Source organism: Photobacterium sp. NCIMB 13483, assembly GCF_003025475.1.
GTDB lineage: Bacteria > Pseudomonadota > Gammaproteobacteria > Enterobacterales > Vibrionaceae > Photobacterium > Photobacterium piscicola.
In genome coordinates this window covers 1-24,508 of sequence record NZ_PYLV01000031.1, presented here as the reverse complement: position 1 = coordinate 24,508, position 24,508 = coordinate 1, and the positions used below count along the sequence as shown (strand labels likewise).

Annotated in this window: 27 protein-coding genes; 26 read left to right on the top strand and 1 reads right to left on the bottom strand. The window is 42.7% G+C overall.

All coding sequences use genetic code 11. The features are described 5' to 3' along the window. The first annotated feature begins 335 nt into the window (after positions 1-335). From C9I86_RS18130 to mnmE, 8 genes are all read left to right on the top strand, one after another. Positions 336-1,091: an amino acid ABC transporter substrate-binding protein gene (locus C9I86_RS18130; RefSeq protein ID WP_107277107.1), complete on the top strand. Its 756-nt coding sequence runs from the start codon at positions 336-338 to the stop codon at positions 1,089-1,091. A gap of 81 nt (positions 1,092-1,172) precedes the next feature. Further along, positions 1,173-1,844, top strand: a complete 672-nt coding sequence (locus C9I86_RS18125) for an amino acid ABC transporter permease (protein WP_080159043.1) — start codon at positions 1,173-1,175, stop codon at positions 1,842-1,844. Next, the gene (locus C9I86_RS18120) at positions 1,841-2,578 is read left to right on the top strand and encodes an amino acid ABC transporter ATP-binding protein (protein WP_080159044.1); all 738 of its coding nucleotides are present in this window, start codon (positions 1,841-1,843) and stop codon (positions 2,576-2,578) included. Before C9I86_RS18125 ends, C9I86_RS18120 begins: the two co-directional genes overlap by 4 nt. Before the next feature lie 183 nt (positions 2,579-2,761). Continuing rightward, entirely contained in the window at positions 2,762-2,896 is a 135-nt protein-coding gene (gene rpmH, locus C9I86_RS18115) for a 50S ribosomal protein L34 (RefSeq protein ID WP_006233350.1), read from the top strand. A 15-nt stretch (positions 2,897-2,911) separates the two neighbouring features. Further along, entirely contained in the window at positions 2,912-3,268 is a 357-nt protein-coding gene (gene rnpA / locus C9I86_RS18110) for a ribonuclease P protein component (protein WP_080159045.1), read from the top strand. Then, positions 3,235-3,492, top strand: coding sequence for a membrane protein insertion efficiency factor YidD (gene yidD, locus C9I86_RS18105; RefSeq protein ID WP_080159046.1), 258 nt, complete (start codon positions 3,235-3,237; stop codon positions 3,490-3,492). Before rnpA ends, yidD begins: the two co-directional genes overlap by 34 nt. Before the next feature lie 2 nt (positions 3,493-3,494). Then, positions 3,495-5,135, top strand: a complete 1,641-nt coding sequence (gene yidC, locus C9I86_RS18100) for a membrane protein insertase YidC (protein WP_080159047.1) — start codon at positions 3,495-3,497, stop codon at positions 5,133-5,135. 116 nt (positions 5,136-5,251) lie between these two features. Beyond that, the gene (gene mnmE, locus C9I86_RS18095) at positions 5,252-6,619 is read left to right on the top strand and encodes a tRNA uridine-5-carboxymethylaminomethyl(34) synthesis GTPase MnmE (RefSeq protein WP_080159095.1); all 1,368 of its coding nucleotides are present in this window, start codon (positions 5,252-5,254) and stop codon (positions 6,617-6,619) included. Positions 6,620-6,685: 66 nt separating this feature from the next. Here mnmE and C9I86_RS18090 read toward each other — a convergent pair whose 3' ends face one another. Beyond that, positions 6,686-7,225 carry a cobalamin adenosyltransferase gene (locus C9I86_RS18090; protein WP_080159048.1) on the bottom strand — a complete coding sequence of 180 codons (540 nt, stop codon included), beginning with the start codon at positions 7,223-7,225 and terminating at the stop codon, positions 6,686-6,688. Between the two features lie 140 nt (positions 7,226-7,365). Here C9I86_RS18090 and C9I86_RS18085 point away from each other — a divergent pair, with 140 nt between their 5' ends. From C9I86_RS18085 to glmU, 18 genes are all read left to right on the top strand, one after another. Continuing rightward, positions 7,366-8,283, top strand: coding sequence for an ABC transporter substrate-binding protein (locus C9I86_RS18085; protein WP_080159049.1), 918 nt, complete (start codon positions 7,366-7,368; stop codon positions 8,281-8,283). After that, positions 8,261-9,301 carry an iron ABC transporter permease gene (locus tag C9I86_RS18080; protein WP_107277106.1) on the top strand — a complete coding sequence of 347 codons (1,041 nt, stop codon included), beginning with the start codon at positions 8,261-8,263 and terminating at the stop codon, positions 9,299-9,301. Before C9I86_RS18085 ends, C9I86_RS18080 begins: the two co-directional genes overlap by 23 nt. Continuing rightward, on the top strand, positions 9,298-10,065 hold the full coding sequence (locus tag C9I86_RS18075) for an ABC transporter ATP-binding protein (protein ID WP_107277105.1): 768 nt from the start codon (positions 9,298-9,300) through the stop codon (positions 10,063-10,065). The genes C9I86_RS18080 and C9I86_RS18075 overlap by 4 nt, the downstream gene beginning before the upstream one ends. Before the next feature lie 353 nt (positions 10,066-10,418). Next, a complete protein-coding gene (gene mioC / locus C9I86_RS18070) occupies positions 10,419-10,865 on the top strand; it encodes an FMN-binding protein MioC (RefSeq protein ID WP_080159052.1) in 447 nt (148 codons plus the stop codon). Between the two features lie 426 nt (positions 10,866-11,291). Then, positions 11,292-13,181, top strand: a complete 1,890-nt coding sequence (mnmG, locus tag C9I86_RS18065; protein WP_080159053.1) for a tRNA uridine-5-carboxymethylaminomethyl(34) synthesis enzyme MnmG — start codon at positions 11,292-11,294, stop codon at positions 13,179-13,181. A 10-nt stretch (positions 13,182-13,191) separates the two neighbouring features. Next, entirely contained in the window at positions 13,192-13,812 is a 621-nt protein-coding gene (rsmG, locus tag C9I86_RS18060) for a 16S rRNA (guanine(527)-N(7))-methyltransferase RsmG (protein ID WP_080159054.1), read from the top strand. Positions 13,813-13,829: 17 nt separating this feature from the next. Beyond that, positions 13,830-14,624 (top strand): ParA family protein, encoded by a 795-nt coding sequence (locus C9I86_RS18055; protein WP_080159055.1) that lies wholly within the window; start codon positions 13,830-13,832, stop codon positions 14,622-14,624. 8 nt (positions 14,625-14,632) lie between these two features. After that, a complete protein-coding gene (locus C9I86_RS18050) occupies positions 14,633-15,538 on the top strand; it encodes a ParB/RepB/Spo0J family partition protein (protein ID WP_107277104.1) in 906 nt (301 codons plus the stop codon). A gap of 175 nt (positions 15,539-15,713) precedes the next feature. Continuing rightward, a complete protein-coding gene (locus C9I86_RS18045; protein ID WP_080159057.1) occupies positions 15,714-16,103 on the top strand; it encodes a F0F1 ATP synthase subunit I in 390 nt (129 codons plus the stop codon). Between the two features lie 8 nt (positions 16,104-16,111). Further along, positions 16,112-16,915 carry a F0F1 ATP synthase subunit A gene (atpB, locus tag C9I86_RS18040; RefSeq protein ID WP_080159058.1) on the top strand — a complete coding sequence of 268 codons (804 nt, stop codon included), beginning with the start codon at positions 16,112-16,114 and terminating at the stop codon, positions 16,913-16,915. 66 nt (positions 16,916-16,981) lie between these two features. Next, on the top strand, positions 16,982-17,239 hold the full coding sequence (atpE, locus tag C9I86_RS18035) for a F0F1 ATP synthase subunit C (RefSeq protein ID WP_012551447.1): 258 nt from the start codon (positions 16,982-16,984) through the stop codon (positions 17,237-17,239). An 82-nt stretch (positions 17,240-17,321) separates the two neighbouring features. Continuing rightward, the gene (atpF, locus tag C9I86_RS18030; RefSeq protein WP_080159059.1) at positions 17,322-17,792 is read left to right on the top strand and encodes a F0F1 ATP synthase subunit B; all 471 of its coding nucleotides are present in this window, start codon (positions 17,322-17,324) and stop codon (positions 17,790-17,792) included. Positions 17,793-17,808: 16 nt separating this feature from the next. Then, the gene (atpH, locus tag C9I86_RS18025) at positions 17,809-18,342 is read left to right on the top strand and encodes a F0F1 ATP synthase subunit delta (RefSeq protein WP_107277103.1); all 534 of its coding nucleotides are present in this window, start codon (positions 17,809-17,811) and stop codon (positions 18,340-18,342) included. Between the two features lie 16 nt (positions 18,343-18,358). After that, the gene (atpA, locus tag C9I86_RS18020) at positions 18,359-19,900 is read left to right on the top strand and encodes a F0F1 ATP synthase subunit alpha (protein ID WP_080159061.1); all 1,542 of its coding nucleotides are present in this window, start codon (positions 18,359-18,361) and stop codon (positions 19,898-19,900) included. Positions 19,901-19,945: 45 nt separating this feature from the next. Then, positions 19,946-20,812 (top strand): F0F1 ATP synthase subunit gamma, encoded by an 867-nt coding sequence (gene atpG, locus C9I86_RS18015; protein ID WP_080159062.1) that lies wholly within the window; start codon positions 19,946-19,948, stop codon positions 20,810-20,812. A gap of 32 nt (positions 20,813-20,844) precedes the next feature. Further along, positions 20,845-22,251, top strand: a complete 1,407-nt coding sequence (atpD, locus tag C9I86_RS18010; RefSeq protein WP_080159063.1) for a F0F1 ATP synthase subunit beta — start codon at positions 20,845-20,847, stop codon at positions 22,249-22,251. Between the two features lie 17 nt (positions 22,252-22,268). After that, entirely contained in the window at positions 22,269-22,691 is a 423-nt protein-coding gene (locus C9I86_RS18005) for a F0F1 ATP synthase subunit epsilon (RefSeq protein ID WP_080159064.1), read from the top strand. 266 nt (positions 22,692-22,957) lie between these two features. Beyond that, complete coding sequence (gene glmU, locus C9I86_RS18000) at positions 22,958-24,316, top strand: bifunctional UDP-N-acetylglucosamine diphosphorylase/glucosamine-1-phosphate N-acetyltransferase GlmU (protein WP_080159065.1); 1,359 nt, start codon at positions 22,958-22,960, stop codon at positions 24,314-24,316. Positions 24,317-24,508: the final 192 nt, after the last annotated feature.

Sequence of the window (24,508 nt, the reverse complement as noted above, 5' to 3'; positions counted from 1 at the left end):
CAGCACAATTTAACCCACCTTTACCCACAGCTATATTAACACACCTGCCACAAAGATAAGTCTTTCATTGCCCGTTTAATGCTGTTTTTACTCAATAATGACCATTATATCATCAGCCATTATCATCCACAGGGAAAACCAACTGCTGTGGGTAACCTTTTATAACAATCAGCCCCTCTTTTAGGTGCCGTAAAAAGCATAATCTCAAGCCGTAATATGTCGCTAGCCAAACAAATGGTTATTTCAAATAACTGTTAATTATTATCTTTATGATTAAATATCGAGGTAGGATGCTTTCACCAAATAAAGCCCTATCAAGGTAAGGAAAATACCGAATGAAAAACTGGATAAAAACATTAGTGATCGCAAGTACTTTATTTGCTACTACAACCACCAGTGTTATGGCTGCAACCACAGTAAAAGTGGGCATGTCAGGTCGTTATTTCCCTTTTACTTTTGTTAGTCAAGATAAGCTACAAGGGTTTGAAGTTGACCTTTGGAATGCCATTGGTAAACGCAATGACTATAATGTTGAATTTGTTACCGCCAGCTTCTCTGGTTTATTTGGCCAGTTAGAAACAGGGCGTATTGATACTATTTCAAACCAAATCGCCATCACTCCCGCCCGCCAAGCCAAATTTTTATTTAGTCAACCTTATGTCATTGATGGTGCGCAATTGGTGGTAAGAAAAGGCAATGACAGCATTCACTCAACAGCGGATTTAGATGGAAAAACGGTGGGCGTCAACTTGGGCTCAAACTACGCGCAACTGCTACGTGGTTTACCCAATGCCGATAATATCAACATCAAAACCTATGACAGTGGTATTGAACAAGATGTGGCTTTGGGACGTACCGATGCGTTTGTGATGGATCGTCTATCGTCAGTGGCTGTGATTAATACAAAACACTTACCGTTACAATTAGCAGGAAAGCCATTTGCAACCGTTGAAAGTGCATGGCCATTTTTAAATAACGCCAAAGGTAAATTACTTCAACAGCAAGTGAATCAAGCTTTAGTGGCAATGCGTAAAGACGGCACCCTTGCTGCAATATCAAACAAGTGGTTCCATACTGACATCACTCGATAACTCATCGTTTCACCATCACAAACAAAAGTGGTGGTGACTTTATTTACCCCGCTTGCATAGCCAGTACAACGGATCACCATTATGGGTTTTGATTTTAATTATATGTTGTCGTTGATGCCTATTTTGTTGAAATATCTACCAACGACATTATCCATGGCCTCTCTTGGTGCCATTTTTGCACTTTTCCTTGGGTTAGCTATTGCGTTAATTCGTATTTATAAACTGCCGCTACTTAACCCTTTAGCTCAACTTTATATCAGTTTCTTCCGTGGCACACCGTTACTGGTACAACTATTTTTACTGTATTACGGTTTACCACAAGTATTACCAAGTTTAGTTGGATTAGACGCATTCAATGCCGCGGTTATTGGCCTTAGCCTTCACTTTGCCGCTTACATGGCAGAAAGTATTCGAGCAGCGATTATCGGTGTTGACCGCAGCCAACGCGAAGCCAGTCTTGCTATCGGCATGACGGAATCGCAAACCATGTTGCGAATTATTTTACCGCAAGCCACTCGTATCGCTTTACCTTCGCTCATGAACTATTTCATCGATATGATTAAATCGACCTCCCTTGCCTTTACATTGGGTGTACCTGAAATTATGGCAAAAGCACAAATGGAAGCATCATCAAGCTTTAAGTTCTTTGAGGCTTTTCTTGCTGTTGCAATCATATACTGGGTGTTGGTGATAGTGCTTACTCGCTTACAACAATTGGCTGAAACACGTTTAGATAGGGCTTACGTACGATGATCAATATAAACAAACTCACTAAACGTTTTGGCGAACAAACTATTTTTAGCGATCTTGATCTCACTATCAAAAAAGGTGAAATCGTGGCTATCATTGGTCCATCAGGCACCGGAAAATCAACCTTTTTACGTTGCCTTAATTACCTTGAAAGTGCCAATAGTGGCACTATCACCATTAACGATGTGACCGTCGATGGCCAACAGCCTAAAAAAAGTGACATTTTAGCCCTGCGACGCCAAACCGGATTTGTATTTCAAAACTATGCTTTGTTTAATCACCTGACAGCACAGCAAAATATCAGTGAAGGTTTACGCGTCGTTAAAGGCCTTAGTAAACAACAAGCACAGCAACGCGCACTTGATATTTTAACGGACATTGGTTTAGCCGATAAAGCCGATATCTACCCTGCCGCCCTCTCTGGTGGCCAACAGCAACGGGTGGGTATTGGTCGTGCTATGGCGTTAGAAGCCGAATTATTATTACTTGATGAACCTACGTCAGCCCTCGATCCACTGTGGGTCAATGAAGTGCTTAACTTGATCAAGCAATTGGCAAAACAACAACAAACAATGTTGATCGTCACTCATGAATTACAATTTGCGCGTGAAGTCGCCGATAGAGTGATCTTTATGGCCGACGGTCAATTTGTAGAGCAAGGGCCACCAGAGCAGATCTTTAATCACCCTAACGATCCGCGACTAAAGGCTTTTTTGACTCAAATAGGGATCCAATAAGGATCCTTGAACTTCGCGCTATAAAACGTATAATGCAGCGCCCGTCATTAGATGTGGGTATAATTATTGACTCTTTGTTGGTCAGTGATTACAATTCCGCCTCTTTGTTCGTGGTAATTGTCCAATTATGGCCAATTACATCTAACAAACTTAAAAACTGATCAGTTAATTTAAGGTAAAACCATGAAACGCACATTCCAACCTTCTGTTCTTAAGCGTAAGCGTAGTCACGGCTTCCGTGCTCGTATGGCAACTAAGAACGGTCGTGCAACAATCAATGCACGTCGCGCTAAAGGCCGTAAGCGTCTTTCTAAGTAATCATCGACGATTATTTTGAATAAGTTCGCTTTTTCTCGGGAGTTACGTTTGTTAACTCCCGAACATTATAAAACTGTCTTCCAGCAAGCTCATCGTGCTGGCTCTCCCCACTTGACTATTCTTGCCCGTTCTAACGAACTCGACCACCCCCGTCTCGGTCTGGCTGTTCCAAAAAAACAGATTAAAACTGCTGTCGACAGAAACCGCTTCAAACGCGTTGTTCGCGAAAGTTTCCGTTTAAAACAACATCAGCTTCCAGCTTGCGACTTCGTAGTCATTGCCAAGAAATCAGCCAATGGGTTGAGTAACGAAGAACTATTTACGTTGTTAGATAAGTTATGGCATCGCCTGTCTCGCCCGTCGCGTGGCTAGTCGTAAGACTAGTCCGCTTTTACCAACTGGCAATCAGTCCTCTCCTTGGACCACGCTGTCGGTTCACCCCTACATGTTCTCAATATGCGATCGAAGCTGTAAAAACGCATGGAGCGCGAAAAGGTTGTTGGTTAGCGGCGAAACGTCTATTAAAATGTCACCCTTTAAATGACGGTGGTTACGACCCCGTTCCGCCAACCAAGCATAACGACAGAGAACATTAACCATGGGTTCCCAACGTAATATTCTGTTAATTGCCCTACTGTTTGTCTCATTCTTGCTATTTCAACAATGGCATGGCGACAAAAACCCGCAACCAACGAAGCCGGGTGTAGAGCAACAAGTCAATAACAATAGTGGTATTCCATCACATTCAAGTGATAATCAACCACTGGCTGACCAGAAAACTTCAACTAACTTAATTACCATTAAAACGGATGTACTGGAATTAACAGTCGACACGCTTGGTGGTGATGTTATCAATGCAAAACTACTAAAATACGACAACACCCTAGATTCTAAAGACCCATTTGTTCTGTTAAGTGATACTGACGGCCGCGATTACATTGCGCAATCAGGCTTAATCGGCACTAATGGTTCTGACTCACAAACACATGGTCGCGCACAATACGCGGTGACGGCGAAAAGCTTCGTCATGGCACCAGACCAAAACGAACTACGTGTACCAATGACATTCACTCGTGATGGCATTAGTTACATCAAAACGTTCGTTTTCAAGCGTAACGATTATGCGGTTAATGTTGACTACACTGTCGACAACAAAACTGACAAGCCTGCAACAGTACAAATGTACGCACAGCTTCGTCACCGCCTAGAAAGCAAAACTGGCGGCGGTATTCAAGGCATGGCAATGCACACCTACAATGGTGCGGCATACTCAGCTAATGATACTAAATACAAAAAATACAGTTTTGATGACATCAAAGAGAAGAACCTTAACCAGTCAGCAAATGACGGCTGGGTTGCGATTATGGAGAACTACTTCGTATCAGCATGGATCCCTCGTGATGGCAAAGACCAAACGTCTCAAGTCTACAGCAGCGATAACAACGGTGTAGGTTACATCGGCGTACGTATGCCGTTAGAGACTGTTGCTCCTGGTCAAACAAAAGAAATTAAAGCAACACTATGGCTTGGTCCTAAGTTGCAAAAAGAAATGGCAGCAACAGCCGCTAACCTAAACCTAACGGTTGATTACGGTTGGTTATGGTTCATTGCTAGTCCATTGCATAAATTGCTTTCTTTCATTCACGGTATTGTAGGTAACTGGGGTGTTGCAATCATCATCCTAACGCTAATTGTTCGTGGTGCTATGTACCCACTAACAAAAGCGCAGTACACCTCAATGGCGAAAATGCGCATGCTACAGCCAAAAATTCAGGCAATGCGTGAGCGTTTAGGTGATGACCGTCAACGTCAAAGCCAAGAAATGATGGAACTGTACAAAAAAGAGAAAGTAAACCCACTTGGTGGTTGTTTACCTATCATGCTACAGATGCCAATTTTCATCGCACTGTACTGGGCACTAATGGGATCAGTTGAATTGCGTCATGCGCCATTCTTCGGTTGGATTACGGATCTATCAGCACAAGACCCGTACTACATCCTACCTGTTCTTATGGGTGTATCAATGTTCCTTATTCAAAAGAACAGCCCATCAACAGTAACGGATCCAATGCAGCAGAAGATCATGACCTTTATGCCGGTTATGTTTACTTTCTTCTTCCTATGGTTCCCTTCTGGTCTAGTGCTTTACTGGCTAGTATCAAACGTTGTGACCCTGATTCAACAAACCATTATTTTCCGCGCGTTGGAGAAAAAAGGTTTACACAGCAAAGCTAAATAAGCTGTCCCTGTGAATGAAAGGCGACCTTAGGGTCGCCTTTTTTTATGGGTCAGATTAGGCGTAAGCCCTCACAGTGGTTTACAATCATCAAGTCATTTTCAAGCAAAGCCAAGGTTATGAATCAACATATCGATACTATCGTTGCACAAGCAACACCACCGGGCCGTGGCGGCGTCGGCATCATTCGCGTTTCAGGTCCTAAAGCGAAAGAAGTAGCCCTTGCCGTTGCTGGCCGTGAGTTAAAAACCCGTTACGCTGAATACCTGCCATTTAAAAATGAAGATGGGACCGCGCTTGATCAAGGGATCGCGCTATTTTTTAAAGGCCCTAACTCGTTCACGGGTGAAGATGTATTAGAACTGCAAGGCCACGGTGGCCCAGTATTGATGGACATGATGATCCGTCGCATTCTTAACATTGAAGGCATTCGTCCTGCACGCCCTGGAGAGTTCTCAGAACGTGCTTTTATGAACGATAAGCTTGATTTAGCCCAAGCAGAAGCCATTGCTGATTTAATTGATGCCAGCTCAGAAGAAGCAGCAAAAAGTGCCTTTAAATCACTGCAAGGCGTATTCTCAAACAAGGTAAATGAATTAGTCGAAGCTTTAATTCATTTACGTATTTTCGTCGAAGCGGCGATTGATTTTCCTGAAGAAGAAATAGATTTTCTGTCTGACGGCAAAGTCAGTGGTGATCTCAATAACATCATGGATCGCTTGGCTGATGTGCGTAAACAAGCCAACCAAGGTGCAATCATGCGTGAAGGCATGAAGGTAGTGATTGCAGGTCGCCCTAATGCTGGTAAATCAAGCCTATTAAATGCCTTATCAGGTAAAGACAGCGCGATTGTGACCGATATCGCAGGTACAACCCGTGATGTATTACGTGAACATATTCACATTGACGGTATGCCATTACACATTATTGATACCGCAGGTTTACGTGAAGCAACCGATGAAGTAGAACGGATTGGTATTGAACGCGCATGGGCGGAAATTGAACATGCCGATCGGGTGTTATTCATGGTTGATAGCACCACCACCGATGCTACCGATCCTAAAGATATCTGGCCTGATTTTATTGAACGCTTACCGGCCAACATGGGCTTAACGGTAATTCGCAATAAAGCTGAACTTACCGGTGAAGTAACGGGCATTACAGAAGTTAATGACTCAACCTTAATTCGCCTCTCAGCGCGCACAGGCGATGGTGTCGACGACTTACGCGAACATCTAAAGCAATGTATGGGATTTGCAGGCACGACGGAAGGCGGCTTTATGGCACGTCGTCGTCACTTAGATGCCCTTGAACGTGCAGCTGAACATTTAGTGATCGGTAAAGAGCAACTAGAAGGCTTTATGGCAGGTGAGATTCTGGCTGAAGAATTACGGTTAGCTCAACAGCACTTAAGTGAGATCACTGGTGAGTTTACATCGGATGATTTACTTGGACGTATCTTTACTTCTTTCTGTATTGGTAAGTAAATACTAACCCAATATATAAGTAACAAAAAAACGCCATATATAATTGATATATGGCGTTTTTTATTATTATTTAGCTTCGGGCGAAGGATAATTTATGCTGATATATTCAGGCTCTTCAATCCCAGCCTGCTGATTAAGCACTCGCGTTAATGCAAAAAAGTAATTCACCAACAAATTACTGAATCGAGGTAATGTTTCAGGCACCTTTTTACCCACCGCATCAACGTTAACTAATTGACGCACCACCTTCTTCGATAAACTCCGACATTGATGTAATTGCACCACCGCGCCTATCCCTCGTGGTAATACAAAGCGCTTATTGTTATCGGTTACTTGGGCGCGAAAATAATGATAATCCGCTTTCAACTTAATAATATCCGCTTCAAAAATACCGCACTTACCTCGAATAGATCCATTGAGGTTAAAAATACGTGGTTGTAACCATGATAAAGATTGTCGCACTTCATCATCTTGCAGTTGTGAAATGGCTAATCCCACATACGTACATAATTCATCGGTGAGAATTTCAAAATCACATAACGGGGAATCTTCAAAAATAAAGGGATAAGCAAGTTCATCAATATCACCCGAAAATTTTAATACCATAACTGTGTTATTCCTTGCCAAATATACGTAATTCTAACAGAAGACGACCATTGACAGCGCTCAAAAAATCACTAACTATGTCCGCAAAATTTGCTTACCAAGGATGAGGTAAGCTCACTATTAGCAGCATATGGAAAATTATGTATTCACGACTTAAAAATTTATTTTTTATAGGCTGCCTATGCACTAGCACAGCCTGTTTAAGTGCACAAACCTCATACCCTATCACCGTCACCGATGCCAGTCAGCACCCCTTGACATTAACCACGATGCCGACACAAGTTGACTCTAAAAGCATGTTTAGTGATCAAGTATTAATGGCACTATTGCCCTTAAAAAACATCACCAGTTTAAGTCGTTTAAGTAAGGACCCGACTTATTCAATTATTGCCGATAAAATTCCAGAGACATTACCGCTACGTGATCTAAACGTGGAACGTATCATTGCCGAACGTCCAGATTTAGTGCTGGTGGCCAGTTGGAGTGATGGACCTAAAATTGCTCAATTACGTGCAGCAGGTATCAATGTTTTTGTTATTAAAACCGTTTATAGCCTCAAAAATATTGAACAAAACATTTTATTAGTTGGCAAGCTCGTCAATAAAAATGCAGCGGCGATGGCAGTGGTTGACAAGATGAACACCAAACTTAAACAACAGGTTATTATTCCACAGCACAAGCTAACTGCTATTGAATACACCCCCTGGGGCGCATCCAGCAATCATAACTCCACTATCAATACCATTATTAGTCACGCCCAGCTTAACAACGTGATTGCCAATACCAATGGCGATAAATTTGGCCAAGTTCCAATAGCGAAAGAACAACTGTTAGCCCTAAACCCTGATGTAATTATTATTCCAGGTGAAAATAACAATGGCTTTAAACAACAGCTATTACACGATCCAGCCTTGCAAACATTAACGGCCATTCGTGATCGCCGCGTTATCAGCTTGCCACATTCATTACGTTCAACCGATAGCCAATATATTGCCGATGCTATCATCTACCTTAATCATAAGGTTTATCAGTCTCATGTTCACCCATCCATACATTAAACCCGTTCAAGGTCTATTAGCCGTTACCGCATTACTGGTGCTACTCATGCTTTATTTGAGCCTCGGATCAGTTGCCATTCCCATGCATGATATTGTTGCCATGCTTGCCAGTTATATTCAGGGAGGGGAAACCTTAGCTCAGCAACAACATCCCCTCGCCTCAGCCATCATATTACAGATCCGTTTGCCCCGCGCTTGTGCCGCTATATTAGCCGGAAGTGCGTTAGCGTTAGCTGGAGCATGCAGCCAAGGTTTGTTTAGAAATCCCCTCGCTAGCCCCGATATCTTAGGTATCAGTGCAGGCAGTAGCTTTGCAGCAGTGGTGGCGATTGTCAGTGGCTTAACGGTCGTCAATCCTGCGTTATTACCCCTTGTTACAGCCATCGGCGCATTAATAACGGCAACAATCGTTTATTTAATTGCTCGTCAAACTCAACAACATGGTTTATTCATCATTTTAGCCGGGCTCGCCGTGTCGAGTTTATTAGGTGGATTAACCATGGGCGTATTGTTAACCGCTCAACAATATGAAGTGAGTGAGTTTGTCTTTTGGACCATGGGAGGATTAGACGCGCGTACATGGCAACAATTATTATGGCCAACCCCCATTATTATCATTACAGGATGGCTACTATTACGCCACGGTCAGACCTTAAATTTACTGGCTTTAGGTGAGCAAAATGCCCACGGCATGGGAATAAATGTTAACCACAGCCGCCGATTATTATTACTACTGACCACCTTACTCACCGCAATGGCCATTGCTGTAGCGGGCCCAATTGGTTTTATTGGCTTAATAGTGCCGCATTTAGCACGGTTACTAATAGGACCGAATAATCGTATTTTATTACCGTTTTCAGCATTATTTGGCGCAATGTTTTTATTAGCGTGTGATCTTATTGCCCGTACAGTTATTGCTCCCAATGAATTAAAAACGGGGATTATCACCGCGGTTATAGGCGGGATCTATTTTATTGCTCTACTCATACGCAGCCAATATAAAGGATTACCATCATGATCCCATCACTGAAAATAACCCAATTAAATTATTACCAAGGATCACAACCATTATTGCAGAATATCAATTTTGCAATTAATCCCGGTGAGTTAGTCGGAATTATCGGCCCTAATGGCGCAGGGAAAAGTACCTTATTAAAATGCCTGAGCGGTTTTGTTGCACCTAAAAGTGGCAATATTTCTCTATTTGAACGCCCTCTCAGCAGCTACAACCATCAACAACGGGCACAATATTTAAGTTATTTACCTCAGCACACCGAACCCGCATTTGGCTTTGTGGTTCAAGATATTATTCATTATGGCCATCACCAATCCTCGTCGATATCAGAACAAAAAATAACAAGCATTATTAATCAGTTAGAGATAAAACCATTATTAAAACGCCCAATCAACCAACTCTCTGGTGGTGAACAACAACGGGTACATTTTGCACGGTTACTGATTCAAAATGCCGCCATTATGCTACTTGATGAGCCCACAGCCAGCCTTGATATTGGCCATGAGTCGCTCTTACTTAATATTTTGAGCCACCATTGCCAACAAGGCAAAAGCGCACTAATTGCCATTCATAACCTTAATACGGCCATCACATTTTGCGATCGTTTATTATTGCTTGAACAAGGCCAACAAATTGCCTTTGATACACCTCAAAACGTATTAACATCCGCCCAAATTAATGCACTTTATCACCACCATGTCAGCGTTATCCCTCATCCAACCACCCAAAAACTGGTTATTTTACCTCGAAAAAACAAGATCATTTAATTATTGCGATCAGTATGATGATCGCAATAATTAAAGATCATAAGCTTGTGCAAACAATAAGGGGATCATGTGGGTAAGATCTTTTATTAAGACCAAATCCCTTTTATCTTCCATCGCCGTAATGATCATCTTAATTGCTATAAAACTTCATTTTTTTGTATAAATACCCACATTTTTTCCCTGTTTCATCCCCACTTGATGCTGGTGGATAAAAAAAATACCCTGTCAGTGAATAAAAATGGTCACTTATGCCATAAAGGCTATCTTTATAGGGTTTGATCTCAGTACAATCTCAAGCTGGTATTCATCATTTCATATCGATGATCCCATCTAACGCCAATTTGAGGACAATTATGTCAACTATTACGCTGATCACTGGCAGCACGCTTGGTGGTGCTGAATATGTCGCCGATCATGTAGCCGATTTACTTACCGCACAAGGTCATCAAACCGATATCACAAACCAACCTCAATTTGATCAATTAAACCAAGACACCATTTGGCTTATTATTTGTTCAACCCATGGGGCCGGTGATTATCCAGATAACTTTATCGCCTTTGCAAATGCTCTTGCTGATCAGAATCCCACTCTTGATCAGCTAAAATTTGCCGTTATTGGGCTTGGAGACAGTAATTACGATACTTTCTGTGCTGCAGGTAAAAATATTCAAGCACGCTTACTCTCATTAGGTGCAACACAGCTTGGTGAACGACTTGATATTGATGTTTCAATGACACCAGTACCTGAAGATGCCGCAGAAATATGGCTTGAAGAATGGCAAAATGTATTAAATGATTAAAAAGTGGTCAATAGTTACTCAATTTGAAATCCTATTTAATGCTTTTATCTGTGGATAACTATAGATCTAAACGGTGATCAACCCATAGTTATCCATTTAATAACTTATAGACCCCTCTGCCCCTGTGTATAAGTAGCTATTTTGATCCCAGCCTATCCTCTGGAAGATCCAAGCTACTCCACAACAAATGATCGTCTATAAATACATGATCATAAGGATCATTTAGCGGTTATCCACACGATCAGTGGATCCTAATAGTAGATCTAATAGAAGATCTCTTTAAAAAGATCTTATATATATTTAAGAGACGTAAATGGGCGATCAAATGATCTTGATGAAAGATTCTCTCTTGCCAAGAAACAGGATAGAATGTCCGCCCTTTGCTCTAGTTAACTCACTGGCTATTTAAATACCTGAGGAAGTTTCATGTTTTACCAGGAAAAATTTGATGTCATCGTTGTGGGTGGTGGTCATGCCGGTACCGAAGCGGCACTGGCAGCTGCCCGAATGGGACAAAAAACCTTACTATTGACCCATAATATCGATACGTTGGGCCAAATGTCGTGCAACCCAGCTATCGGCGGGATCGGGAAAGGACACCTGGTTAAAGAAGTTGACGCCCTTGGTGGCTTGATGGCACATGCTATCGATAAAGGCGGAATTCAATTCCGTACACTCAACTCTTCCAAAGGCCCTGCAGTTCGGGCAACACGTGCACAAGCAGACCGTGCACTTTACAAAGCAGCAGTACGTAACGTATTGGAAAATCAGCCTAATTTAATGATTTTCCAACAAGCTGTAACAGATTTAATTGTTGAAAACCATCGCACTACCGGTGTAGTGACTGAAATGGGTTTAAAATTCCACGCAAAAGCTGTGGTATTAACCGTCGGTACATTCCTTGGCGGTAAAATTCATATTGGTCTAGAAAACTACAGTGGCGGTCGTACTGGTGATCCTGCATCAAATGCACTTGCGGATCGTCTCCGTGAATTACCGTTACGGGTTGATCGCTTAAAAACAGGTACTCCACCACGTATTGATGCACGCACTGTTGATTTAAGTATTCTTGAAACCCAACATGGTGATAATCCAACCCCAACATTTTCTTTCATGGGGAAACAATCGGATCATCCTCGTCAAATTCCATGTTTTATTACTTACACCAACGAGCGTACGCATGAGGTTATTCGTAATAACCTTGATCGTAGCCCAATGTATGCTGGTGTGATTGAAGGTATTGGCCCTCGCTACTGCCCTTCAATTGAAGATAAAGTGATGCGTTTTGCGGATAAAAATAGTCACCAAATCTTCATTGAGCCTGAAGGCTTAACCACCAATGAACTGTATCCAAATGGTATTTCTACAAGCTTACCGTTTGATGTTCAGATGCAAATTGTGCGCTCAATGAAAGGATTTGAGAACGCAACCATTATGCGTCCTGGTTATGCGATTGAGTATGATTTCTTTGACCCGCGCGATCTTAAACAAACCTTTGAAAATAAATACATTGATGGATTGTTCTTTGCGGGACAAATTAACGGTACGACCGGTTACGAAGAAGCCGCCGCTCAAGGCCTAATGGCAGGCATGAACGCTGCCCTTCAAACCCAAGACAAAGAAGGTTGGAGTCCACGTCGTGATCAAGCGTACATGGGCGTATTGATCGATGATTTATCAACGATTGGTACTAAAGAACCGTACCGTATGTTTACGTCACGTGCGGAATATCGCTTGTTGTTACGTGAAGATAATGCTGATTTACGTCTAACACCAATGGGACGTGAATTAGGTCTAGTTGATGATGAGCGCTGGGCGCGTTTCAATCAAAAATTAGAAAATATGGAACAAGAGCGTCAACGTTTGAAAGAGATTTGGGTTAATCCAAACTCGAATCATATTGAGAGTTTAAATAAGATCCTTAAGTCACCGATCGTTCGTGAAGCGAATGGTGAGGATCTTCTTCGTCGCCCTGAAGTTACTTACGAACAATTAACGACAATTGAAACGTTCGCGCCAGCACACGAAGACATTGAAGCGCGTGAGCAAGTTGAAATTCAGATTAAATACCAAGGTTATATTGATCGCCAACGTGATGAAGTTGAAAAATCATTACGCCATGAGACCACTAAACTACCTTTTGATCTTGATTACAGCTTAGTGAAAGGTTTATCAAACGAAGTCGTAATTAAGCTTAATGATGCGAAGCCTGAATCTGTAGGCATGGCATCACGTATTTCAGGTATTACACCAGCCGCTATTTCATTACTATTGGTTTATTTGAAAAAACACGGCTTGCTTAAAAAAGGCGAATAAGGGCTCGATAATGAAACAACGTTTAATACAACTTATCGCTCAAACTGACCTGCAGGTCACAGAACAACAACTCGATCAATTGATTGGTTATGTGCAACTGCTGCATAAGTGGAATAAAGCGTATAATTTGACTTCTGTGCGTGATCCTAATGAAATGTTAGTTAAACACATTATGGATAGCATTGTTGTTAGCCAATATTTAGATGGTGAGCGTTACATTGATGTGGGTACGGGGCCGGGTTTACCTGGAATTCCATTAGCAATTATGTGCCCGCATAAATCATTTACGCTGCTTGATAGCTTAGGTAAACGAATTCGATTTATTCGCCAAGTGATCCATGAGCTAAAAATTACCAATGTGACTGCAGTTCAAAGTCGAGTTGAAGAGTTTGATCCCGGTGAAGGTTTTGATGCGGTATTAAGTCGTGCCTTTGCTTCAATGTCAGACATGGTTAATTGGTGTCACCATTTGCCTAAGTCAGGCGGCCAGTTTTTCGCTCTTAAAGGTCAGTACCATCAGGATGAAGTCTCCGATTTACCTGAATGGTGTACTGTTGTTGAAGTTAAATCTTTGCAAGTACCTGAACTTGATGGTGAACGTCATTTAGTTGTTTTAACGGCAAAAGATTAATTGTTGAGGTTTTTTTTGTGGGAAGAATCATAGCTGTTGCAAATCAGAAAGGTGGTGTTGGTAAAACAACATCGTGTGTCAATCTGGCTGCTTCATTGGCTGCTACGCAGCGTAAAGTATTAGTGATCGATCTCGATCCTCAAGGTAACGCTACCATGGCTAGTGGGGTCGACAAATATCAAGTCGAATCTACCGCTTATGATCTTCTTGTTGAAGAAACCCCATTTAATCAGGTTGTTATTAACGAAACCACGGGTGGCTATCATTTGATAGCCGCTAATGGCGATGTAACTGCAGCTGAAATTAAATTGATGGAAGTGTTTTCCCGTGAGACGCGATTACGTAATGCACTGGCGCCTGTTCGTGACAATTACGATTATATTTTTATCGATTGTCCGCCATCTCTAAACTTATTAACAATCAATGCGATGACGGCAGCTGACTCAGTGTTAGTGCCGATGCAGTGTGAATATTTTGCCCTTGAAGGTTTAACCGCATTGATGGACACCATCAGTAAATTAACCGCGGTTGTTAATAGTGATCTCAAAATTGAAGGGTTATTGCGGACCATGTTTGATCCCCGTAACCGACTTTCAAATGAAGTGTCACAACAGCTTAAAAAACACTTTGGTGATAAAGTATATCGCACTGTTATTCCTCGCAATGTTCGTCTTGCTGAAGCGCCAAGTCACGGTCGCCCTGCAATGTATTATGACAAATATTCTAGTGGTGCTAAGGCGTATTTAGCGTTAGCCGGTGAAATGATTCGCCGTGATGAATTAGCACTGCAAGCCCCCCAGGTTGAAGCGTAAGGTTTTCCATGAATTTCAATAAACGAGGCTTGGGCAAAGGCCTTGATGCCCTATTAGCCACCAGCAATGTTGCTCAAGCTAAAAAACAGCAAAGTGATGACAACGCATCACAACAGGCTGCCGTTGATGGTGAATTACGCCAGATTGCAGTTACCGCACTTAAATCAGGTCAATATCAGCCTCGTAAAGCAATGGCGGCTGATGCGTTAACTGAATTAGCGGAATCGATTCGTGCTCAAGGTGTGATTCAACCGATTGTTGTACGCCGTATTGATAGCCAAAGTTATGAAATCATTGCCGGTGAGCGTCGCTGGCAAGCAGCCCGTCAAGCGGGTCTACAGGTTGTACCTTGTATTATTAAAAATGTTGATGATCGTGCTACGGTGGCGATTGCGCTGATTGAAAATATTCAACGTGAAGATCTTAATGCAATCGAAGAAGCGCGTGCGCTAGAACGTTTACAACAAGAGTTTTCATTAACGCATCAACAAGTTGCCGATGCGGTAGGTAAATCACGTGCCGCGGTTTCTAATTTATTGCGATTGAACCAATTATCTGACGCCGTCAAACAATTGGTTGAGCAAAAACAGTTAGAAATGGGTCATGCAAGGGCTTTATTGGCCTTAGACGAGCAACAACAGTTAGCTGCTGCACAAATTATCATCAATAAGTTGTTAACTGTGCGTGAGGCTGAAAAGCTAGTAAAAACGTTATTAAATCCAACTGAAACGCCGGCGAAGTTAGCACCTCAACCTCAACCTCAAACGGTGGCATTGCAATTAAGTTTGAGCGAGCGTTTTGGTACTAAAGTTGCCGTAAACCAAAATAAAAATGGTAAAGGCAAAATTGTTATTAATTTTGATCAACAAGATAAACTAACGCAAATTCTTGCAATGCTTGGTCACGATTTGTGATCTAGTCGCGAGAATTATTAATTCAAGCGTTATGTGAAAGTTGATGGGTTATTTTGTTGTAAAATATAAATGTTTTTTTGCTGCAATAAGATTGCATTCAATCTATTCAGCCGTATAATTTTCGCTGTATTTCCCTGCACTCATGTGTCGTGGAATGGACTCGAGGAACGAATACATGGTATCGGCGCTAGTGAAACCGGGACGCCAATTGGCAAAGCGGTTGCTGTTACTACAATCTGGCGTCGTAGTAGTTACGGCATTAACGGCAGTCTTCGCTGTCAATGTTGACTGGGGAATCTCTGCACTTATCGGTGGTGGTATTTTTGTAATTGCCAATGCCGTATTTGCTATGTGTGCGTTTATGTACAGTGGTGCCAGGAAGGCACGATTAGTCATGGCGTCATTTTATGGCGGAGAAGTGCTCAAAATCCTCATTACAGTCATCCTTTTTGCCGCAGCTTACCTGTATAAAGGGGTGGAACTTGTTCCCCTCCAACTAACCTATTTGCTGGTCCTTGGTATTAATATTTTTGGACCGGTTTTATTCATTAACAACAACAAATAGGATGAGTTATGGCTGCGCCAGGTGAAGCGCTAACGCCGTCAAGCTACATAACCCACCACTTAACTAACTTATCGACTGATAAGCTAGGTTTAGCGAGTGAAGGTAGTTTCTGGACGGTAAATATCGACAGCCTTATTTTTTCTGTCTTAACCGGATTATTCTTTTTATGGGTATTTCGTAAGGTAGCAAAACAGGCGTCATCAGGAGTTCCAAGCAAGTTACAATGTTTTGTGGAAATGATTGTTGAATTCGTTGATACCAACGTTAAAGATACTTTCCATGGCCGCAATCCACTTGTTGCTCCGTTAGCACTAACCATTTTCTGTTGGATTTTACTGATGAACATCATGGACCTTGTGCCAATTGATTTTCTTCCGTATGCCGCACAAAGTGTTGGAATTCCTTATTTGAAGGTGGTTCCAAGTGCTGACGTTAACATCACTATGGCAATGGCGTTAGGTGTATTCGCATTGATGATTTACTACAGCATCAAAGTGAAAGGTCTACTCGGCTTTGCAAAAGAACTGGCTCTTCACCCGTTCAATCACCCAGTAATGATTCCATTTAACTTACTACTTGAAGTGGTATCGCTGATTGCGAAGCCAATTTCTTTAGGTATGCGTTTATTCGGTAACATGTTTGCTGGTGAAGTGGTGTTTATTCTTATCGCGGCGTTGATGCCGTGGTGGGCTCAATGGCTAGGCTCGGTACCGTGGGCTATTTTCCACATCCTGGTCATTACAATTCAAGCATTCGTATTCATGATGTTAACTATTGTGTACCTGTCTCAGGCGCATGAAGACAATCATTAACGATTATTTGTAAATTTTAGATTTTTTATTGGCACTTTAGCCGACAACTATAAACTGGAGATAGTGATGGAAACTTTACTAAGCTTTTCTGCAATTGCCGTGGGCATTATTGTAGGTCTTGCTTCCCTTGGTACAGCGATCGGCTTCGCAATTCTTGGTGGTAAATTCCTTGAAGGCGCTGCACGTCAACCTGAAATGGCGCCAATGCTACAAGTTAAGATGTTCATCATCGCAGGTCTATTGGACGCCGTTCCAATGATCGGTATCGTAATCGCGTTGCTATTCACATTCGCAAACCCATTTGTTGGCCAACTAGCTGGCTAATAAACCGCTGTGATCAGCCTTTCTCAAGAAGGCTGACTCCAGAGTAAATGGACCCTAGCAACCCTTTTTAAGGAGATGCGTTGTGAATATGAATGCAACTTTGCTGGGTCAGGCTATCGCTTTCTTCTTCTTTGTCGTGTTCTGCATGAAATATGTATGGCCGCCAATTATGGAAGCGATTGAAGAACGTCAGAAAAAAATTGCTGACGGTTTGGCAGCAGCAGATCGCGCTGCCAAAGACCTGAACCTTGCACAAGCTAATGCTTCTGATCAATTGAAAGAAGCGAAACGCGCCGCGAGTGAGCTGATTGAACAGGCAAATAAGCGTAAAGCTCAAATTGTCGATGATGCGAAAATTGAAGCCCAAGCTGAGCGTGAAAAGATTCTTGCTCAAGGTCTGGCTGAAATTGAAGCTGAACGTAATCGTGCTCGTGATGAGTTAAGAAAACAAGTTGCAACTCTAGCTGTGATTGGCGCTGAGAAGATCATTGGTCGCTCCATCGATATGGAAGCGCAAACTGATATTCTTAACGAACTCACTGCAGAACTGTAATTAAAGGGGCAAGCACATGTCGGATATGACTACTATCGCACGCCCCTACGCTAAAGCAGCATTTGACTTTGCGGTCGAGAAAGGCGAACTAGCACAGTGGGCAGAAATGCTAACTTTTGCTGGCGCTGTGGCAACTAATGACACTATGCAAGATATTCTTGATAGTGGCTATGCCGCTGACAAGCTCGCTGAAATTTTTGTTTCAGTGTGCGGTGAGCAACTCGATGAATTCGGCCTTAACTTAATTAAAGTGATGGCTGTAAATGGACGCCTCAATGCGCTACCTGATGTCTGTGGTGAATTTATGCTGATGAAACATGAGCATGAAAAAACTATCGAAGCTATGGTGATCTCTGCCATCGTTCTTGATAAAAGCCAGTTAGATGCGATCAGCGCCAAACTTGAGCAGCGTTTAGCACGTAAAGTGATGTTGACCTGCAGTGTAGACGAGACCCTGATTGCTGGGGTCGTAATTAGAGCTGGAGACCTTGTTATCGATAACTCTGTACGGGGAAAATTGAACCGTCTGAGCGATACTTTGCTGTCTTGATTTGGGGAATTGGAGCATGCAACTTAATTCCACGGAAATTAGCGCACTGATCAAACAACGTATTGAAAACTTCAACGTTGTAAGTGAAGCGCGTAACGAAGGTACTATCGTTTCTGTAAGCGATGGTATTATTCGAATCCATGGCCTTGCTGACGTAATGCAAGGTGAAATGATTGAACTACCTGGCGGCCTGTTCGCTTTAGCACTTAACCTTGAGCGTGACTCTGTTGGTGCGGTAGTTATGGGCCCTTATGCTTCGCTACAAGAAGGCATGAAGGTAACCGGTACTGGTCGTATTCTTGAAGTACCTGTTGGCCCTGCACTACTTGGGCGTGTTGTTAACACCCTAGGTCAGCCTATTGATGGTAAAGGTTCAATTGAAACAGAGACATTCTCTCCTGTTGAAGTAATTGCACCGGGTGTAATCGATCGTAAATCTGTTGATCAACCAGTACAAACTGGTTACAAAGCAGTGGATGCGATGATTCCTATCGGTCGTGGTCAGCGTGAGCTGATTATCGGTGACCGTCAAACGGGTAAAACTGCGATGGCTATCGATGCCATCATTAACCAGAAAAATTCTGGTATCTACTCTGTGTATGTGGCTATTGGCCAGAAAGCTTCAACGATTGCGAACGTGGTTCGTAAACTTGAAGAGCACGGCGCATTGGAAAACACTATTGTTGTGGTTGCATCTGCTTCTGAAGCGGCAGCACTACAATACCTTGCACCTTACTCAGGTTGTGCAATGGGTGAATATTTCCGTGACCGTGGCGAAGATGCACTGATCGTATACGATGACTTGTCTAAACAAGCCGTTGCTTATCGTCAAATCTCACTATTGCTGAAGCGTCCACCAGGCCGTGAAGCATTCCCTGGTGATGTTTTCTACCTTCACTCTCGTCTTCTTGAGCGTGCATCACGAGTTAGTGCGCACTACGTTGAGAAATTTACGAATGGTGAAGTGACAGGTAAAACCGGTTCTTTAACTGCGCTACCTATCATTGAAACGCAAGCTGGTGACGTATCGGCGTTCGTACCGACCAACGTTATCTCTATCACTGATGGTCAAATCTTCCTACAAACAGAACTGTTCAATGCGGGTATTCGTCCTGCGGTTGATCCAGGTATTTCTGTATCGCGTGTAGGTGGTGCTGCCCAAACTAAAGTTATCAAGAAGCTTTCTGGTGGTATTCGTACTGCCCTAGCACAGTACCGTGAACTAGCAGCGTTTGCTCAGTTCTCGTCAGACCTTGATGATGCAACCAAGAAGCAACTTGATCACGGCCAAAAAGTGACTGAGTTGATGAAGCAAAAGCAATACTCGCCAATGTCTGTATTTGAGCAAGCTATTGTTATTTTTGCTGCTGAAAAAGGTTTCCTAGGCGATATTGAAATTGCCAAGTTAGCTGATTTCGAAGCTGCGTTGCTTTCATTTGCCAAAGGTCAATTTGCTGAGTTAGTAGCTCAAATTGATAAAACGGGTGCTTACAACGATGAGATTGAAGCGCAGTTCTCGAAACTGCTGCAAGATTTCAAAGCGACCCAAACTTGGTAATTGGTGGGTGATCGCTTAGCGATCACCTTCTAACGGAGAGTGACGATGGCCAGCGCAAAAGAGATTCGTAACAAGATCGGCAGTGTTCAAAATACACAGAAGATCACCAAAGCGATGGAAATGGTGGCCGCTTCTAAAATGCGTAAAACGCAAGAAGCGATGGAGTCATCACGTCCATATGCACAAACTATGCGCAAAGTGATCGGTCACCTCGCCCTTGGTAGCCTTGAGTATAAACATCCTTATCTCGAAGAGCGTGAAGCCAAGCGCGTCGGTTACATCATTGTTTCTACTGATCGTGGTCTGTGTGGTGGTTTGAATATTAACTTGTTCAAACAAGCCATTAATAATGTTCAGACTTGGACTGAAAAAGGTGCGGAAGTTGATCTTGCGCTAATTGGCGCGAAAGCAACGGCCTTTTTTAACAACTACGGCGGTAACGTAACGGCTCAGGTTTCAGGCCTTGGTGATTCACCAACGGTTGACGAGCTGATCGGTACAGTTGGCGTAATGCTAAAGAAATATGATGAAGGTCAATTAGATCGTTTGTATTTGGTATACAACAAGTTTGTAAATACCATGGTGCAAGAACCGGTGATTGATCAATTGTTGCCTTTGCCTAAGTCAGAAGACGAAGAGATGCAGCGCAATCATTCTTGGGATTATATTTATGAGCCCGAGCCTAAACCTTTACTTGATGCTTTATTGGTTCGCTATGTTGAATCACAAGTGTATCAAGGCGTGGTTGAAAACCTTGCCAGTGAGCAAGCGGCACGAATGGTAGCAATGAAAGCTGCAACAGATAACGCAGGTGATCTTATCGATGACTTGCAACTTGTGTACAACAAAGCCCGTCAGGCGGCGATCACACAAGAATTATCAGAAATCGTTTCTGGTGCATCTGCTGTTTAAGGCAAAGAATTAATAAGTTTAGAGGATTAACGATGGCTACAGGTAAGATCGTCCAGATCATTGGTGCAGTAGTCGACGTAGAGTTTCCACAGGACTCTGTACCCAAAGTATATGATGCCCTACATGTTGATGCGAAAGAGAAAGGTACGTTAGTACTGGAAGTTCAGCAGCAACTTGGTGGCGGTGTTGTGCGTGGTATCGCAATGGGTACTTCTGATGGCTTACGTCGTGGTTTGTCTGTAGAAAATACAGGCCGCCCTATTGAAGTACCAGTGGGTACGGCAACACTAGGACGTATCATGAACGTTCTAGGTCAACCCATTGATGAGTGTGGTGAAATCGGTGAACAAGAGCGTTACGCTATTCACCGTCCAGCGCCAAGCTATGAAGAACAATCAAATGCAACCGAGCTACTAGAAACAGGCGTTAAGGTTATCGACCTTATCTGTCCGTTTGCTAAAGGTGGTAAAATCGGTCTGTTTGGTGGTGCGGGTGTTGGTAAGACCGTTAACATGATGGAGCTTATCAATAACATCGCCCTACAACACTCAGGTTTATCAGTGTTTGCTGGTGTGGGTGAGCGTACTCGTGAAGGTAACGATTTCTACTTTGAAATGCAGGAAGCTGGGGTTGTTAACCTTGAGAAGCCTGAAGAATCTAAAGTAGCAATGGTTTACGGTCAGATGAACGAGCCTCCAGGTAACCGTCTACGTGTTGCTTTGACTGGTTTAACCATGGCTGAGCGTTTCCGTGATGAAGGTCGTGACGTACTGTTATTTATCGATAACATCTACCGTTACACCCTTGCGGGAACAGAGGTGTCAGCACTATTGGGTCGTATGCCTTCTGCGGTAGGTTACCAGCCAACACTTGCTGAAGAGATGGGTGTGTTACAAGAACGTATCACATCAACTAAGTCAGGCTCTATCACATCAGTGCAGGCGGTATACGTTCCTGCCGATGACTTGACTGACCCATCACCAGCAACAACGTTTGCTCACCTTGATGCGACAGTTGTTCTATCACGTCAAATCGCATCGCTAGGTCTATACCCTGCGATCGACCCATTGGATTCAACATCTCGTATGCTTGATCCATTGGTAGTAGGTCAAGAGCATTACGACGTTGCGCGTGGTGTTCAAAGCTTACTACAGCGTTATAAAGAGCTGAAAGATATCATCGCAATCCTAGGTATGGATGAGCTATCTGAAGAAGATAAGCAAGCTGTATCGCGTGCGCGTAAGATCGAACGTTTCCTAACGCAGCCTTACCACGTAGCAGAAGTATTTACCGGTTCACCTGGTATTTACGTATCACTAAAAGATACGTTACGTAGCTTTAAAGGTATTTTAGCTGGTGAATATGACGATATCCCTGAGCAGGCATTTATGTACTGTGGTGCGATTGAAGACGTATTAGAAAACGCCAAAAAACTGTAAGCTAATTAGGAGGCGATATGGCAGCGATAACCTTTCACCTGGATGTCGTCAGCGCTGAGAAACGTTTGTTTTCTGGTCGTGCTGAAAATATTCAAGTAACAGGTAGCGAAGGTGAGCTCGGTATTCATGCCGGCCACACGCCGTTGTTGAGTGCGATTACTCCAGGTATGGTACGTATTATTAAGCAAGGCGGTAAAGAAGAGGTTATTTATCTTTCTGGCGGCATGCTTGAAGTGCAACCTGGTATCGTAACTGTACTTGCTGACACTGCTATTCGTGGTATTGATTTAGATACTGCGAAAGCTGAAGAAGCAAAGCGCCAAGCTGAAGAGAGAATTCATAATCAGCATGGTGATATCGATTTTGCCCAAGCAGCCAGTGATCTAGCAAAAGCAATTGCTCAGCTACGCGTTATTGAATTGACGAAACGTTCACGTTAATCATTGAATAACTGCACCATAGAAAGCGACCTTAGGGTCGCTTTTTTTATCGTTGTTCTCTATGTGGTTAACTAATTAATAACGTGCATATATGGTTGTCATTGTTATGGCTTATTTTTAAACATGTATAAATAAAAGTTATTTATAACGAGTTTTTTTGTTGGTTATTTTTTAGTTAAAATATGCAAATCATTCTTAAACCTATGTGCATCTACAGGTACAATAGGGATATATAAACTTTATATGCATTCAGAGGAATACTCGTCATGAGCTTTAGTGCTGTGATTCTTGCCGCGGGAAAAGGCACCCGTATGTACTCTAACTTACCCAAGGTACTTCATACCCTTGCAGGTAAGCCAATGGTTAAGCATGTTATCGATACATGTAATGATATTGGTGCAAATAGCATCAACCTAGTTTATGGCCATGGTGGCGATACCATGCAGCAAGTACTAGCCAAAGAAAATGTTAATTGGGTATTACAAGCAGAGCAACTAGGTACCGGACACGCGGTTAATCAGGCAGTACCAAATCTTGCTGATGATGAGAAAGCATTGATTTTGTACGGTGATGTACCATTAATCAGTGCACAAACATTAGAAAACTTGCTTGATGCTCAACCAAGTGGTGGTATTGCATTACTGACTGTTGTACTCGATGATCCTTCAGGTTATGGCCGTATTGTGCGTCGTAATGGCCCGGTTGTGGCAATCGTTGAAGAAAAAGACGCAACAGAAGAGCAAAAGCTAATTAAAGAAGTTAACACTGGTGTGTTGGTTGCCAATGGTGGTGATCTTAAGCGTTGGTTAGCTTCACTTAAGAACGAGAACGCTCAAGGTGAATATTACTTAACTGATATTATCGAAATCGCACATAACGAAGGCCGTGCTGTTGAAGCGGTACACCCTGCGTTAGCGATTGAAGTTGAAGGGGTGAATAACCGAGTTCAACTGGCGCGTCTTGAGCGTGCATTTCAGAGTATGCAAGCTGAGCGCCTATTAGAACAGGGTGTTATGCTGCGCGATCCAGCACGCTTTGATTTACGCGGTGCACTACAATGTGGTACTGATGTTGAAATCGATGTGAACGTTATTATTGAAGGTAGCGTAAGCATTGGTGATAACGTGGTTATCGGTGCTGGTTGCGTGCTAAAGAATTGTGAAATTGATGATAACAGTATCATTAGCCCTTACAGCGTAATTGAAGGTGCGACTGTTGGTGAAATGTGTACTGTAGGCCCATTTGCACGTCTACGTCCAGGCACTGAATTACTGACTGGTGCGCATGTGGGTAATTTCGTTGAAATGAAGCAAGCACGTTTAGGCCTTGGTTCTAAAGCGGGTCATCTTAGCTATTTAGGTGATGCTGATATTGGCGCAAATGTAAATATCGGTGCGGGTACTATTACCTGTAACTATGATGGTGCTAATAAATTTAAAACAGAAATTGGTGACGATGTATTTGTTGGTTCAGATACTCAGTTGATCGCGCCTGTTAAAGTTGCTGCTGGCGCAACCATTGGCGCTGGCTCAACCATTAACCGTAATATCGGTGAAGATGAGCTAGTGATCACGCGTACGCCTGCACGTACGATCAAAGGTTGGAAACGCCCAACTAAAAAATAGGCTTATTCCATAGCTGAAAAAATGTCAGTTTAAAGTCTTAAAAATAATCAAGCAGAGCCTAAGCTCTAATGCATGTGAATTAAGATAATTTACGCTTCCTTGAAGGCCTAGTCGCATAGCGACTAGGCCTTTTCTTTACTGCCCTTGGATAACTTCTTTCCTGCCTTTCTGGTAGTACAAAGCTTTCTGCCA

Bases quoted from the DNA above. Each gene is read 5' to 3' on its own strand.
- C9I86_RS18050 (WP_107277104.1), top strand. From the start codon at position 14,633: ATGAATTTCAATAAACGAGGCTTGGGCAAAGGCCTTGATGCCCTATTA.
- atpG (WP_080159062.1), top strand. From the start codon at position 19,946: ATGGCCAGCGCAAAAGAGATTCGTAACAAGATCGGCAGTGTTCAAAAT.
- atpE (WP_012551447.1), top strand. From the start codon at position 16,982: ATGGAAACTTTACTAAGCTTTTCTGCAATTGCCGTGGGCATTATTGTA.
- rpmH (WP_006233350.1), top strand. From the start codon at position 2,762: ATGAAACGCACATTCCAACCTTCTGTTCTTAAGCGTAAGCGTAGTCAC.
- yidC (WP_080159047.1), top strand. From the start codon at position 3,495: ATGGGTTCCCAACGTAATATTCTGTTAATTGCCCTACTGTTTGTCTCA.
- C9I86_RS18045 (WP_080159057.1), top strand. From the start codon at position 15,714: ATGGTATCGGCGCTAGTGAAACCGGGACGCCAATTGGCAAAGCGGTTG.
- rsmG (WP_080159054.1), top strand. From the start codon at position 13,192: ATGAAACAACGTTTAATACAACTTATCGCTCAAACTGACCTGCAGGTC.
- C9I86_RS18125 (WP_080159043.1), top strand. From the start codon at position 1,173: ATGGGTTTTGATTTTAATTATATGTTGTCGTTGATGCCTATTTTGTTG.
- atpA (WP_080159061.1), top strand. From the start codon at position 18,359: ATGCAACTTAATTCCACGGAAATTAGCGCACTGATCAAACAACGTATT.
- C9I86_RS18130 (WP_107277107.1), top strand. From the start codon at position 336: ATGAAAAACTGGATAAAAACATTAGTGATCGCAAGTACTTTATTTGCT.
- yidD (WP_080159046.1), top strand. From the start codon at position 3,235: ATGGCATCGCCTGTCTCGCCCGTCGCGTGGCTAGTCGTAAGACTAGTC.
- C9I86_RS18090 (WP_080159048.1), bottom strand. From the start codon at position 7,225: ATGGTATTAAAATTTTCGGGTGATATTGATGAACTTGCTTATCCCTTT.
- atpD (WP_080159063.1), top strand. From the start codon at position 20,845: ATGGCTACAGGTAAGATCGTCCAGATCATTGGTGCAGTAGTCGACGTA.
- atpB (WP_080159058.1), top strand. From the start codon at position 16,112: ATGGCTGCGCCAGGTGAAGCGCTAACGCCGTCAAGCTACATAACCCAC.
- mnmE (WP_080159095.1), top strand. From the start codon at position 5,252: ATGAATCAACATATCGATACTATCGTTGCACAAGCAACACCACCGGGC.
- C9I86_RS18080 (WP_107277106.1), top strand. From the start codon at position 8,261: ATGTTCACCCATCCATACATTAAACCCGTTCAAGGTCTATTAGCCGTT.
- mnmG (WP_080159053.1), top strand. From the start codon at position 11,292: ATGTTTTACCAGGAAAAATTTGATGTCATCGTTGTGGGTGGTGGTCAT.
- glmU (WP_080159065.1), top strand. From the start codon at position 22,958: ATGAGCTTTAGTGCTGTGATTCTTGCCGCGGGAAAAGGCACCCGTATG.
- C9I86_RS18075 (WP_107277105.1), top strand. From the start codon at position 9,298: ATGATCCCATCACTGAAAATAACCCAATTAAATTATTACCAAGGATCA.
- C9I86_RS18085 (WP_080159049.1), top strand. From the start codon at position 7,366: ATGTATTCACGACTTAAAAATTTATTTTTTATAGGCTGCCTATGCACT.
- C9I86_RS18005 (WP_080159064.1), top strand. From the start codon at position 22,269: ATGGCAGCGATAACCTTTCACCTGGATGTCGTCAGCGCTGAGAAACGT.
- C9I86_RS18120 (WP_080159044.1), top strand. From the start codon at position 1,841: ATGATCAATATAAACAAACTCACTAAACGTTTTGGCGAACAAACTATT.
- atpH (WP_107277103.1), top strand. From the start codon at position 17,809: ATGTCGGATATGACTACTATCGCACGCCCCTACGCTAAAGCAGCATTT.
- mioC (WP_080159052.1), top strand. From the start codon at position 10,419: ATGTCAACTATTACGCTGATCACTGGCAGCACGCTTGGTGGTGCTGAA.